Annotated in this window: 13 protein-coding genes; 10 read left to right on the plus strand and 3 right to left on the minus strand. The window is 64.4% G+C overall.

Going from position 1 to position 13,246, the window contains the following annotated elements; all coding sequences use genetic code 11:
• Nucleotides 1-58: 58 nt before the first annotated feature.
• On the minus strand, nucleotides 59-1,504 hold the full coding sequence (locus EN786_RS04150) for a LuxR C-terminal-related transcriptional regulator (RefSeq protein ID WP_127310047.1): 1,446 nt from the start codon (nucleotides 1,502-1,504) through the stop codon (nucleotides 59-61).
• Nucleotides 1,505-1,745: 241 nt separating this feature from the next.
• On the opposite strand from EN786_RS04150, the gene EN786_RS04155 reads away from it, so the two are divergent.
• The 8 genes from EN786_RS04155 to EN786_RS04190 all read left to right on the plus strand — a co-directional run bounded on the left by EN786_RS04155 (nucleotide 1,746) and on the right by EN786_RS04190 (nucleotide 9,444).
• The gene (locus tag EN786_RS04155) at nucleotides 1,746-1,967 is read left to right on the plus strand and encodes a hypothetical protein (RefSeq protein WP_127310046.1); all 222 of its coding nucleotides are present in this window, start codon (nucleotides 1,746-1,748) and stop codon (nucleotides 1,965-1,967) included.
• Nucleotides 1,968-2,115: 148 nt separating this feature from the next.
• Nucleotides 2,116-2,358: a hypothetical protein gene (locus EN786_RS04160; protein ID WP_127310045.1), complete on the plus strand. Its 243-nt coding sequence runs from the start codon at nucleotides 2,116-2,118 to the stop codon at nucleotides 2,356-2,358.
• 64 nt (nucleotides 2,359-2,422) lie between these two features.
• Nucleotides 2,423-3,955 (plus strand): winged helix-turn-helix domain-containing protein, encoded by a 1,533-nt coding sequence (locus tag EN786_RS04165; RefSeq protein WP_135908002.1) that lies wholly within the window; start codon nucleotides 2,423-2,425, stop codon nucleotides 3,953-3,955.
• 72 nt (nucleotides 3,956-4,027) lie between these two features.
• Nucleotides 4,028-4,633, plus strand: coding sequence for a DUF922 domain-containing protein (locus EN786_RS04170; RefSeq protein ID WP_127285800.1), 606 nt, complete (start codon nucleotides 4,028-4,030; stop codon nucleotides 4,631-4,633).
• Nucleotides 4,634-5,063: 430 nt separating this feature from the next.
• Nucleotides 5,064-6,146, plus strand: coding sequence for a sn-glycerol-3-phosphate ABC transporter ATP-binding protein UgpC (ugpC, locus tag EN786_RS04175; RefSeq protein ID WP_127285799.1), 1,083 nt, complete (start codon nucleotides 5,064-5,066; stop codon nucleotides 6,144-6,146).
• Nucleotides 6,147-6,184: 38 nt separating this feature from the next.
• On the plus strand, nucleotides 6,185-7,510 hold the full coding sequence (locus EN786_RS04180; RefSeq protein WP_127311394.1) for an ABC transporter substrate-binding protein: 1,326 nt from the start codon (nucleotides 6,185-6,187) through the stop codon (nucleotides 7,508-7,510).
• A gap of 100 nt (nucleotides 7,511-7,610) precedes the next feature.
• The gene (locus EN786_RS04185; protein ID WP_127285797.1) at nucleotides 7,611-8,549 is read left to right on the plus strand and encodes a sugar ABC transporter permease; all 939 of its coding nucleotides are present in this window, start codon (nucleotides 7,611-7,613) and stop codon (nucleotides 8,547-8,549) included.
• 1 nt (nucleotide 8,550) lies between these two features.
• A complete protein-coding gene (locus EN786_RS04190; protein WP_127285796.1) occupies nucleotides 8,551-9,444 on the plus strand; it encodes a carbohydrate ABC transporter permease in 894 nt (297 codons plus the stop codon).
• Between the two features lie 71 nt (nucleotides 9,445-9,515).
• Here the strand turns inward: EN786_RS04190 and EN786_RS04195 are convergent, their stop codons facing one another.
• Nucleotides 9,516-10,220: an SDR family oxidoreductase gene (locus EN786_RS04195; protein ID WP_127311393.1), complete on the minus strand. Its 705-nt coding sequence runs from the start codon at nucleotides 10,218-10,220 to the stop codon at nucleotides 9,516-9,518.
• A 122-nt stretch (nucleotides 10,221-10,342) separates the two neighbouring features.
• Between EN786_RS04195 and EN786_RS04200 the strand changes: the two genes are divergently transcribed.
• A complete protein-coding gene (locus EN786_RS04200; RefSeq protein WP_135908004.1) occupies nucleotides 10,343-11,236 on the plus strand; it encodes a LysR substrate-binding domain-containing protein in 894 nt (297 codons plus the stop codon).
• Between the two features lie 11 nt (nucleotides 11,237-11,247).
• Here the strand turns inward: EN786_RS04200 and EN786_RS04205 are convergent, their stop codons facing one another.
• On the minus strand, nucleotides 11,248-11,667 hold the full coding sequence (locus EN786_RS04205; RefSeq protein WP_127311003.1) for a VOC family protein: 420 nt from the start codon (nucleotides 11,665-11,667) through the stop codon (nucleotides 11,248-11,250).
• 292 nt (nucleotides 11,668-11,959) lie between these two features.
• Here EN786_RS04205 and EN786_RS04210 point away from each other — a divergent pair, with 292 nt between their 5' ends.
• Nucleotides 11,960-13,168 carry an MFS transporter gene (locus tag EN786_RS04210; RefSeq protein ID WP_127286122.1) on the plus strand — a complete coding sequence of 403 codons (1,209 nt, stop codon included), beginning with the start codon at nucleotides 11,960-11,962 and terminating at the stop codon, nucleotides 13,166-13,168.
• The last annotated feature ends 78 nt before the right edge of the window (nucleotides 13,169-13,246 follow it).

Here is a 13,246-nt window from a genome sequence, read left to right on the forward strand (position 1 = left end):
GGCTATGCCGGGAGGTGCAGGCTGGACAAGTGGGGTGCGGCGCTTCCCCTTCTCCCCCTCAGCCCAGCCCCGCCAGCTTCGCCGCGTCGCGAATGGCGTTGACGGCGCCCGGGTTGGTCACGGGATAGCCCGAGATGAAACCCTCGACGGAAAAGTCGGGGAACTCGGCCGCGAGCCGCGCCACGAATCCGGCCGCCTCGGCGCTGTCGCCCGACGCCGCATGGGAGAGCGCCAGGAACATCAGCACATTGGGCGAGTCCGGCGTGCTTCTGCGCAAGGCCGCGATGGCTTCCCGGTGCCGGTCGGCGCAGAACAGGACGCGGCCGTGCATGCCGAAATACCAGGGCGGAGCGAGCGGATTGAGGCGCATGGCGCGCTCGATGAGCGGGATCGCCTCGGCAGGATCGCCTGCGACCAGCGCCTTGCTGCCGGCAAGCAGCGCCAGCGTGTCGGCATGGTTGGGGCCGCATTCGAAGGCCCTTTTGTAGGCACGCTCCGCGGCATCGAGGTCGCCGAGGCATCCCATGAGATCGCCGAAGCAGTTGCAGGCGCTGCTGTCGAAGGGATCGAGCCGGATCGCATTTTCGACCGCCGCGCGCCATTTCTCGATCGATGCCTGCGGATCGCGGCCAAAGCAGTTGCCGGCTTCGATCGAATAGGCGTAGGCGAGCTCGGTCCAGGCCCTGACCAGCGTCGGGTCGAGTTCCAGCGCGCGTGAAAACAGCCGGATCGCTTCCGCGTTGCCGGCGCGGCTGAAGGTGTTGTGCTGCTCGACGCCAAGCAGATAGAGATCATAGGCGCGCAGGCTGGCCGGCGGCTTGCGGCGAACCGCGTTGCGCCCGATCGTGGCGATCGCTCCGAAACAGCCGGCGAGCACATTGATGACGCTTTCGGTCAGGCTGTCCTGCAGCGCGAAGATGTCCTCGACCGGACGGTCGTAGCGCTCGCTCCAAAGGCTGACGCCGTTCCTCGCATCGGCGAGCTCGATGGTCAGCCGAATGCGGGTGTCGTCGGCGCGCAGTTGGCCCGACAAGATATAGGCGGCGCCCAGCGCCTTGCCGTCGGCCACGAAATCGGCGGGCTTGCTGCCCAGCGATTTCATGGTGTGGAAGGCAATGACCGGCAGGTCCGCATAGCGCGCAAGGTCGACGGTGATGTCCGACGACAGGCCGTTGGCGAAGCGGCGCCAGCGCTCTTCATCGCTCAGGCACTCGATCGGGAATATCGCCAGCACCGGCGAAGCGCCGGGCAAGGCCGACGGCTTGTCCGGCGGCAAGCTGGCAATGCCATTGAGGTGCGCGGCAAGCGCCACCTTGTTGCGCACGCCGAGCTTCTCGTAGATCGCGGCAAGATGGGTGCGCACGGTCGACGGCGCGATGAACAGCGCCTCGCCGATCTGGCGATAGGTCAGCCCGGCCGCGAATTTTTCCGCCACGGCGCGCTCGCGCTCGGACAGAGCCGGCGAGGACGGTGAAGACGTGGCCGCTGTCGCGTTGTGGTTCATGCAGATCCCTTGCCCGCGGGCGCACGCGCCATCAACGCCTGCCGTGGCAAAATACTACAAATGCAGGACCTAAAACACCGCATCTGGCCGATCCCCTCGCGGGCGCAGGAGGTGCAAGCTTCCTTGCAGCAACAGGCTGTAACCATGGGAGGTTTTCATGCGAGGTGTTTCGATCGGACTGGCATGCGCGATCGTGGGTTTTTCTTCCCCGTCGCAGTCATTCGCAAGCGGGTGCAGGCAAATGCTGGAATCGGACGTCAAGATTGCCAGCATGCGGCTTTATGCCGACATCCTGGCCAATGCCGCCCGCAATGGCTGGGACTACGCGCCGGAGGCGATCGTCAGCGGCTCGAAGCGGCATTTCGATGAGATGAAGCTGCAATTGATCGCCGCCGGCTATGAGATCGTCCCCGTCGGCGCCCGCCCGCACTGTCCCCGCTTCGACACGCTGGCGAGCGAATAGCAACGAAAAGCCGGGATCGCAGGCCGCGGCGCTGAAAGCCGATTTCAGCAAAATATCAGCAGCCGTTCAGGACGGCGAGCGCACGTTGGGGCAATGTTGAAGCAATACAGGCCTAGCGACTGCGAACCACTGACCCTGGAGATCGATCATGCGTGAGAAGGCTGAAAGAGCGCTTTGGTCCTCGATGCTGGCGCAGGAGGAAACGCAGCGCATCCTGTCGATGGGCGTCGCCGGGCTCATCTGTGGGGAAGCCAATGAGATGCTGGCCTATTTCGAACGGCAGGCGCCTTGCGAGACGCCAGCCCCATCCGTCAAACGGTCGGGCCTATGGCCTCGAATTCGCCACGTCCTGCCGCACAGTGTTTTTCCGGGGAGCTTCTTTCGGGCTTGACCTTGCCGGCATTCTGCCTCTCCGATAGTCGCCGCGCGAATGGGCGCGGCGATGGGGCAAGGGCTTGTCGCAACAGTTCGGCAATGCGGTTATCGATCTTGAACTGGGCACGCTCAGGCGTGACGGCGAGATCGTGCCGGTGCGGCCGAAGACCTTCGACCTTCTTGCGTTCCTGATACGCAATTCCGGCCGGGTGCTGAGCAAGGACGAATTGTTGCAGGCTGTCTGGCCAGGCATCATCGCCACCGAGGATTCGCTCACCCAGTGCATTCGCGACGCGCGCAAATCGATCGGCGACGAAGCGCAGGCGCTGATCCGTACCGTTCCCCGGCGCGGCTATCTGTTCCAGGTCGCGGAAACCCGGGCGGCCGATCCGCCTCCGCAGATGGCGCCCCCTGCCGGACGCGCGGCCGAACCGATGGTCGCCATCCTGCCGTTCAGCGTCGAGGCCGGCGACACCACCGGCAGGGTGTTGTTCGACGGCGCGGTCGAGGAAATCACCAACGCGCTGTCGTGCTTCAAGACCGTCGCGGTGCTGGCTCGCCATTCGGCCTTCGTGCTGGCTGAGCATTGGACGGAGGATATCAACGCGACCGCCTTGCGGCTTGGCGCCGACTACATCGCGGAAGGCAGCGTGGAATCCGCCGGGGATGGCTACAGCGCTCGCGTCGTGCTCACCGAGACAATATCCGGACGTCGCGTCTGGATACAGAATTTCACATTCGCCAAAGGCGAGATCTTCGCCTTCCAGAAAACGGTCGCACAACGGATCGCGATGGCGCTGGTCGCCAATATCGAAAGCGCAGTCATGCGCCGCAGCCAGCCCGCATCCGCGTCAAATGTCGAGGCCTATCTCCACCTGCTGCGCGGCATGGCCCTGCTGCGCAGCTATGGCGAAGGCGTGAACGAGGAGGCGCGCAGGCATCTCCTCATGGCGCTCGAACGGGACCCGAATTCGGGCCTTGCGCATGCCTATCTGGCGCTCGCCGATTTGATCATAGGAGGCTATTCCGGCGCGCCGCGCGCCGTGCTCGACCAGGCGCGCGACCGAGCGCTGCATGCTATCGCGCTCAGCCCCGACGAGGGGCGATGCCACAGGATCCTGGCGCTTACCCTGCTCTACCGGGGTTGCGACGAGTACGACGCCGCCGAAAAGCATCTTGCTCGTGCGCTGGACCTCAACCCCTACGATGCCGACACGCTCGCACAGACCGGCTACTTCAAGGCGCTGCGCGGCGATGGCGAAGCCGGGCTGGCTCTGCTCGACCAGGCCATTCAGCTCAACCCGATGCATCCGAGCTGGTATTATTTCGACCGCGGCGTAGCCTTGTTCGTTGCTGGACGCTACCGCGAGGCCGCAACCTCCTTTTCCTCCCTGCCGCGCAAAAGTGTCTGGCAATGGGCGCGGCTGGCGGCTTGCCACGCGCTCGATGGCGACACCGAGAAAGCCAGGGCTTGCGTCAGGGAAGGCCGCGCGCTGGATTCGGGCCTGACTATGGCGGAAATCCTTGCAGACCTGCGCTTGGAGTGCGCCGAGGATTGTGAACGGTTGCGCATCGGTCTCGAGCGGGCCGGCTGGGACAACACGCCGGCATAGCCAGTCCGGCGCGCAACGGGCATGATGGGAGGCGATCGCCCGCCGACTCGGGCTCCAAGTCCGCGGGGGCGCATGAAACCAGCCATCCTTTTGCTTTTGCTCGCGGCCATGCTGCCCTCCGCACCGGCGCGGGCCGGCGACTGGAAGCCGGTAGAAAAGGTCGAGACCTACGCCATCTCCGGCCACACCGCGCCCGAGCTCTATGCTTCGGTCGGTGAAAACGGCCCGCTCATTGGCGAGAGCAAGAAGCGCGTCATCGCGCATACCAATTTCAAGCTGACCTGGCAGCGCGACTACGACGACAAGGCCGGGGGCGGCGCCTGCGTGCTCAAATCGGCGCGGCCAAAGCTCATCATCACCTACACGCTGCCGAAGCCGACCGGTCCGCTGCCGGCGGGCTTGCAGAAGCGCTGGGACGGCTTCGCCGCAGGCCTTGCCGCGCATGAGAAGGTGCATGGCGGTCAGATCATCGACATGGTGCAAAAGATCGAAGCGCTCAGCGTCGGACTGACCGTCGCCGACGACCCCGGCTGCAAGAAGATCAGGACCGAGCTCACCCAGCGCCTGGCCGAACTCTCGCAGACGCAGCGCCAGGCCAGCCGCGACTTCGACCGCGTCGAATTCGGGCCGGGCGGCAATCTGCAGAGGCTGGTGCTGGCATTTGTGAATGGGGAATGAGCCCAGCTCGGGCAAGCACGTCCGAACATTTGCGATGATCGATCTCCACCCTGGCGAGAAAATTGGCAGATTCGTGTTTCGAGGAATGCGGCGCCATTCAAGCATTGGCTTATATAACCCCGGCGAGCTTACCAGTAGATCGATACACGCTGGAATAGCACAGCTATGCGTGGACTTCCGTCTAAGGCCTATCTACGTTCATTTACCCTGAGCGCTTAGGCAGATCTGGCTTCTCACCGCCGCTTTACACGCAGGGTTGGTAGCGCTACCGTTTGCCCAGTCGCGTGACCAAGGGGGGAGCCTTGGTAGCTGTCGCCGGCTGGTGTGGTGGATTGAGGTTCCCGCCGTTTTGACGGGATCCGCCTCAGCCCTATGTCAGAAAGAAAATGGAGTCTTGCGGACGTCGCAGGACCCAGCCGGGAGGATTTCGATGGCGTCTGTCGCGATTGCCGATGTCTACAAGTCATTCGGAAGCGTCGAGATCCTTCACGGCGTCAGCGTGGACATAGAGGACGGTGAATTCGTCACCCTGGTGGGGCCATCCGGCTGCGGAAAATCCACCCTTCTCAGGATGATCGCCGGCCTGGAAAAGATCTCGCGCGGCGAGATCGCGATCGGCGAGCGTGTCGTCAACAACGTCGCGCCAAAGGAGCGCGACGTCGCCATGGTGTTCCAGAACTACGCGCTCTACCCACATATGACGGTTGCCGAGAACATGGCGTTCTCGCTGATGCTAAAAGGTGTCTCCAAGGCAGAAAGCGAAGCCGGCGTGCGGCGCGCGGCCGAGATCCTTGGGCTGGTGCCCTTGCTGTCGCGCTATCCGCGCCAGCTTTCAGGCGGCCAGCGTCAGCGCGTCGCCATGGGCCGGGCGATCGTGCGCAATCCGGCCGTCTTCCTGTTCGACGAACCGCTCTCAAACCTCGACGCCAAGCTCCGGGTGCAGATGCGTGCCGAGATCAAGGAGCTGCACCAGCGGCTAAAGACCACGACGGTCTATGTCACACACGACCAGATCGAGGCGATGACCATGGCCGACAAGATCGTCGTCATGCATGACGGCCTCGTCGAGCAGATCGGGCCACCGCTGGAACTCTACGACCGGCCAAACAATCTCTTCGTCGCCTCCTTCATCGGCTCGCCCGCCATGAACCTGCTCAAGGGCGGGATTGCGACCGATGGCTCGCCATCCTTTCGCGGCGCAGGCGAGATTTCCGTGCCTTTGGCGGCGACGCCGTCGATCAGCAATGGCGAACCGGTGGTGCTGGGAATACGGCCCGAGCACCTGAGGCTGTCCGAGGCGGGGATTCCGGTCACTGTCGCGGTGGTCGAGCCGACCGGCTCGGAGGTGCAGCTCATCGGCCGGACAGAAGGCGGCGAGGAGATCGTCGCGAACTTCCGGGAGCGCCATTCCTTTACGCCAGGTGAAACCATCCGGCTCTCGGCCGAGCCCGGCCTCATCCATCTCTTTCACGGCGAAACCGGAAAGCGGTTCGAGATGGGCACCAGGCCGTAAGAACGACTGAGCGAGGAAACTGACAGGAGGAGACCACCATGAAATTCACCAGACGTGACGTGATCCGCACGACCGCCGGCGTGGCGGCGGGAGCCTTGGGAAGCCGGTTCGTCGGCTCTCCCGCCCTGGCCCAGGAAGGCCTGAAATACAAGCCGGAGGACGGCGCGAAGCTCAGGCTGCTGCGCTGGTCGCCCTTCGTGCAGGGCGATGAGGACCAGTGGCTGGCCAACACCAAGCGGTTCACCGAGGCGACGGGCGTCGAGGTTCGCGTCGACAAGGAAAGCTGGGAAGACATCCGTCCCAAGGCGGCGGTCGCCGCCAATGTCGGTTCCGGTCCCGACCTGATGTTCGTCTGGTTCGACGACCCGCATCAATACCCCGACAAGCTGCACGACGTGACCGAGCTGGGTGAGTATCTGGGCTCGAAATATGGCGGCTGGTATGACGGACCGAAGCAGTACGCGACCCGGGAAGGCAAATTCCTCGGTCTGCCGCTCGCCACCATCGGCAATGCCATCGTCTACCGCGAAAGCTGGGTGAAGGAGGCCGGATTCGCGGAATTTCCCAAGGACACGGCGGGCTTCCTCGAGCTTTGCAAGGCCCTACAGGCGAAGGGACATCCGGCCGGCTTCACGCACGGCCACGGCGTCGGCGACGGCAACAACTACGCGCACTGGCTGCTCTGGAGCCATGGTGGCCAGATGGTCGACGAGAGCGGCAAGGTCGCGATCAACAGCCCGGAGACGCTGAAGGCGATCGACTACGCGCAGCAGCTCTACAAGACCTTCATTCCGGGGACCGAGAGCTGGCTCGACGTCAACAACAATCGTGCCTTCCTGGCCGGCGAAGTGAGCGTCATCGCCAACGGCATTTCCGCCTACAACACTGCCAAGATCAACAAGGACAAGGATCCCAAACTGGACGAAATCGCCAAGGACATCCGCACGACCAACCTGCCGGTCGGCCCGGTCGGAAAGTCGGTCGAGCTGTTCCAGGTGACCACGGCCGTCATCTTCGACTACACGCCCTACCCCAACGCAGCCAAAGCCTATCTGCAGTTCATGTTCGAGGATCCGCAGATGTCGGACTGGATCACCTCCTCCGCGGGCTACTGCTGCCAGACGCTGAAAGCCTTCGACAACAATCCCGTGTGGAAGGCCGATCCGAACAACGCCGCCTACGCGAAGGCCTCGGCGACGCTGCGTCCCAACGGCTATGCCGGGCCGCTCGGCTACGCCTCGGCCGCGACCATGGCAGACTACGTGCTGGTCGACATGTTCGCCAAGGCGGTGACCGGCCAGGCCACGCCGCAGGAGGCGATGGAAGAGGCGGAGAAGCGCGCCAACCGCTACTACCGGGTTTGATCATCGCCCGGCCGGGCAGCTGCGCTGCCCGGTGAGGGTGCGCAACCGCGCGGCGGCCGCCCTGGCCGCCACGCAATCATATCTGATGAGGAGCCACCGCATGGCCGTGCCGTCCGTTGCCGTTGAGCAGCGTTCTTCGATCCTGTCGCGCCTGAGTGAAAGCCGCAACGCGCTTGGCTTCGGCTTCATGTTGCCGGCGGCGGTGCTGCTGTTGGTGTTTCTGACCTATCCGCTCGGGCTGGGCGTCTGGCTCGGCTTCACCGATGCCCGTATCGGCCGCCCCGGCATCTTCATCGGCATCGAGAACTATCAATACCTTTGGAGCGACAGCGTCTTCTGGCTCTCCGTCTTCAACACCCTGCTCTACACGATCAGCGCTTCGATCCTGAAGTTCATGCTCGGCCTCTGGCTGGCGCTCATCCTCAACGAGAACCTTCCCTTCAAATCGTTCTTCCGCGCCGTGGTGCTGCTGCCCTGGGTGGTGCCGACGGTGCTGTCGGCGATCGCCTTCTGGTGGATCTACGATGCGCAGTTCTCGATCCTGTCCTGGGCGCTGCAGCAGATGGGCCTGATCGACCATCGCATCAATTTCCTCGGCGACCCGACTAACGCGCGCGCCTCGGTCATCGCGGCCAATGTCTGGCGCGGCATTCCTTTCGTCGCCATCACCCTGCTTGCCGGCCTGCAGACGATCCCCCAATCGCTTTACGAGGCCGCCACGCTCGACGGCGCCAGCCGCTGGCAATTGTTCCGCCATGTGACACTGCCGCTGCTGACGCCGATCATCGCCATCACCATGACCTTTTCAGTGCTGTTCACCTTCACCGATTTCCAGCTGATCTATGTGTTGACCCGCGGCGGACCGGTCAACGCCACCCACCTGATGGCGACGCTGTCCTTCCAGCGCGGCATTTCAGGTGGCCAGCTTGGCGAGGGCGCCGCTATCGCGGTCGCCATGATCCCCTTCCTGCTGGCGGCGATCCTGTTCAGCTATTTCGGCCTGCAACGCCGCAAGTGGCAGCAAGGCGGCGGAGACTGAAATGGCCGCGATCAAGAGACCGAAACGTCCGGAAACCGATGAAGGCGGCATGGGCTACCTGCAAAGCCTGCCGCGCCGCGTGGTGACGGTCTATCTGCCATTGCTGGTGTTCATCATCGTGCTGCTGTTTCCGTTCTACTGGATGACGATCACGGCGGTTAAGCCCAATGTCGAGATGACCGATTACGCCAACTTCAATCCGTTTTGGGTCGTGCATCCAACGTTGCAGCACATCCGCTATCTTCTCTTCGAGACGTCCTATCCCGGTTGGCTGCTCAACACGGTCATCATCTCCACCGCCGCCACGTTCCTGTCGCTGCTGGCGGCGGTGCTGGCGGCCTATGCGATCGAACGGCTGAGGTTTTCGGGAGCGCGGCAGGTCGGTCTCGCCGTCTTCCTCGCCTATTTGGTGCCGCCCTCGATCCTGTTCATTCCGCTGTCGGTGATGGTGTTCAACCTCGGGCTCTACGACACGCCGTTCGCGCTGATCCTCACCTACCCGACGTTCCTGATCCCGTTCTGCACCTGGCTGCTGATGGGCTATTTCCGCTCCATCCCCTTCGAGTTGGAGGAATGCGCGCTCATAGACGGAGCGACCCGGCTGCAGATCCTCACCAAGATCGTGCTGCCGCTGTCGGTGCCGGGCCTGATTTCCGCCGGCATATTCGCATTCACCCTGTCATGGAACGAGTTCATCTACGCCCTGACGTTCATCCAATCGTCGGAGAACAAGACCGTGCCGGTCGGCGTGCTGACCGAGCTTGTGCGCTCTGACGTCTACGAATGGGGGGCGCTGATGGCGGGCGCGCTGATCGGCTCGCTGCCGGTCGTGGTGCTCTACTCGTTCTTTGTCGAGCACTACGTTTCCTCGATGACCGGGGCGGTGAAGGAATGACGCCGACCGCGAGCGGCTTGCCGCCAAATGCACGGCGGCAAGCCGGCCGCATGGCCGCGGGCCGACAGGCGTCAGATCGCCCGTATGATGCCGCCGTCGACGCGGATGTTCTGGCCGGTGATGTAGCCGGCGCCATCGGAGGCGAGGAAGGCGATGGTCGCTGCGATCTCGTCGCTGGTGCCGTAGCGCTGCATCGGCACGCTGTCGCGCCGCTCCTCGGTGGCGGGCAGGCTGTCGATCCAGCCGGGCAGAACGTTGTTCATGCGCACATTGTCGGCGGCATAGGTGTTGGCGAAGATCTTGGTGTAGGCGGCAAGACCCGCCCGGAACACCGCCGAGGTCGGGAACATCGGGCTCGGCTCGACCACCCACGCCGTCGAGATGTTGATGATGGCGCCGGCCTTCTGCCTGACCATGTGGGGCGCCACGATGCGCACAGGCCGGATGACGTTCATCAGGTAGACGTCGAGGCCGGTGTGCCACTGCTCGTCGGTGATCTCGAGGATCGGAGCGCGCGGTCCGTGGCCGCCGCTGTTGACCAAAACGTCGATGCGGCCGAAGCGCTCGAGCGTCAGGTCGGCGAGACGCTGCAGATCCTCGTTCGACTGGTTGGATCCGGTGACGCCGAGCCCACCGAGTTCCGTGGCCAGCGCCTCACCCTTGCCGGACGACGACAGGATCGCAACCTTGAAGCCGTCGGCTGCCAGGCGCTTTGCCGCCGCCGCGCCCATGCCGCTGCCGCCGGCAACGACGACTGCCACTTTTTCTACACTCATCGCATCTTCCTTTCCGGATTGGTTTTCGGCCCGTACCACCATTGATCACAGCGTGCTATATTCGACTTTCGCCGCTGGTTCGAACCAGAAAGCCTGAAATCGGACTGTAGAAAAACTACTCGATGCCCGAAGCCTTCCTGCGCTTGCCACCGCTCAATGCGCTGCGCGCCTTCGAGGCGTCGGCGCGGCATCTCAACTTCCGCCTCGCCGCGCATGAGCTCAACGTGACGCAGGGCGCGGTGGCGCAGCACATCCGAGGGCTGGAGGCCAGCCTCGGCGCGAAACTGTTCGAGCGGCTGCCGCGCGGCCTGGCGCTCACCGACGAGGGCCGCACCTATGTGCCCAACATCCGCCGCGCCTTCGAGCTGATCTCGGAGGCGACGGTGCTGCTACGGCCGGAACCGGCGCGCCTGACGATCAGCGTGACGCCGAGCTTCGCCACCAAATGGCTGATCCCGAAGCTGCCGGAGTTCGTCGCGCACAATCCGCTGGTAGACCTGCGCATCCTCGCCACCGAAAGCCTGTCGAGCTTCCAGGCCGACGGCGTCGACATCGCGGTGCGGCAGGGCCGTCCTCCCTTCGGCCCCGGCCTCGTCGTCGACCTCCTGTTCCCGCAGCAAATCATCGCCGTCTGCAGCCCTGCCCTTTTGCCGCCCGGCGCCGGCGAAATCGCCGCGGCGGACATCCAGCAGCATGTCCTGCTGCATGACGGGCACAATCTGTGGCCGGAATTCATGGAAAAGGCGCTCGGCCTGAAGATGGCGAAGGAGGTCAAGCGCATGCGCTTCAACCAGACGGCGCTGGCGATCGACGCGGCGATCGCCGGCCAGGGCATCGCGCTTGCCAGCCGCTTCCTGGTCGCCGCCGACCTTGCCGCCGGACGGCTGGCGCAGCCGGTCCAGGGAGACATGCGCGGCACCCAGGATTTCCACGTCGTCATCCCGCGCAGGCAGCGGCATCCCGAACCGACGCAAGCCGTCCGGCAATGGCTGCTGGATGCGAGCGACGCGGGCTGAAGCTCCGTGCCCTAAAAGCTGATCTCCACCGCCGCCGCACTCCGCTTCGCCTCGCCATGGAACACCGCCTCGATGTTGTTGCCGTCGGGGTCGAGCAGGAAGGCAGCGTAGTAGCCGGGGTGGTAAGGGCGCTCGCCGGGCGCGCCGTTGTCCTCGCCGCCGGCCGCAAGTCCCGCCTTGTACCAGGCGACGACCATGGCGCGGTCCTTGGCCTGGAAGGCGAGATGATGGCGGCCGGTGAGCACGCCCTGGGCGGCGCGGCTGTCAACGCTGGAGACGAATAGTTCATCGGCCCAGAAGTAATCCTCGGCCTCGCCGCCGACCGGGATGCCCAGCACGTCGAACGCCGCGCCGTAGAAGCGCCGGCTGGCCTTCAGGTCGCGCACCACAAGCTGGATGTGGTCGATGAGCCGGCCGCGATAGAGTTCCATGGAGAGCCTCCTGTTTTGACTGGTCAATCATCTAGAAGGGACCAACCTCCGGTCAATGTCGGGTATTGCATGCTACTGACACTAGAGAAGACGATGGGGCGGAGGAGGTGTGAAGCAACGCAGCTTTTCAGGCGGCAGCAAAAATCACCCGTGCCAAAAATCTGATTAAAAAATGCAACCGGATTGTCGGATTGCTGCCAGTGCCAACGTCCTTCGGACGCAAGCGGCGTGACGAAGCTCGAAAAAGGCGCGCCGTGTCGACAAACTCTAGCTTCCGGCATGGGAGAAGAACATGAAGCTTTCCTATCGTTGGGTCATCGTCGCGGCTGGCGCGCTGATGACTTGCGTCGCCATCGGCGCGATGTTTTCGCTGGCGATCTTTCTCGAGCCGATGTCGCTCGACACCGGCTGGTCGCGCGCCGGCATATCGAGCGCAATGACGCTGAATTTTCTGGTGATGGGTCTCGGCGGCTTCGCCTGGGGCGCCATCTACGATCGCGTCGGCGCCCGCCCCGTCGTCTTCGCCGGTGCGCTGCTTCTGGGGCTGGCGCTGGTGCTGGCCAGCCGCACCGGCTCGCTCACCGTCTTCCAGCTCACCTATGGCGTCCTCGTCGGGCTCGCGGCCAGTGCCTTCTTCGCGCCGATGATCGCGCTCACCACCGCCTGGTTCGACACCAACCGCAGCCTCGCCGTGTCGCTGGTATCGGCCGGCATGGGCGTGGCGCCGATGACCATCTCGCCCTTCGCGCGCTGGCTGATCACCGCCTATGACTGGCGTGCGGCCATGTTCGACATCGGTGTCATGGCTTGGGTGCTGCTGCTGCCCGTCGCCTTTCTGGTGCGACAGCCGCCGGCGGCGGTCGCGGCAACCGATGGCGCGCCGGCACCCGCCACCGACGATCCCGGCATGAGCGTCGGCCAGGCGCTGCGTTCGCCGCAATTCCTGGTGCTCGGCATGACCTTCTTCGCCTGCTGCGCGGCGCATTCCGGCCCCATCTTCCACATGGTGAGCTATGCCATGGCCTGCGGCGTGGCGCCGATGGCCGCCGTCTCGATCTACAGCGTCGAGGGCCTCGCCGGCCTCGGCGGGCGCCTGCTCTACGGCGTGCTCGGCGACCGGCTCGGCGTCAAGCCGGTGCTGATCACCGGGCTCCTCATCCAGGCCGCGGTGATCTCGGCCTATCTCGCGGTCAGCCGGCTCGAACAGTTCTATGTGCTGGCCGTCATCTTCGGCGCCACCTATGGCGGCGTCATGCCTCTCTACGCGGTGCTGGCGCGCGAATATTTCGGGCCGCGCATCATCGGCACCGTGTTCGGCGCCGCCACCATGCTGTCCAGCCTCGGCATGGCGTTCGGGCCTCTGGCCGGCGGCATGATCTATGACGCCTATGCCAGCTATTCCTGGCTGTTCATCGGCTCGGCGCTGGTCGGGCTGGGCGCCGCAGGCATCGCGATTGCCTTCCCGCCGCAACCGAGCCGGCAGCGGCTGCAGATGGCGTAAGCATCAAAAGACAGTCGGCGGTTCCATTCTTCACGGAACCGCCGACCGGTGGCGCGAAATCCATTTGCCGGACGCCTG

The sequence above is a fragment of the Mesorhizobium sp. M4B.F.Ca.ET.143.01.1.1 genome (assembly GCF_004792275.1).
Classification (GTDB): domain Bacteria; phylum Pseudomonadota; class Alphaproteobacteria; order Rhizobiales; family Rhizobiaceae; genus Mesorhizobium; species Mesorhizobium abyssinicae.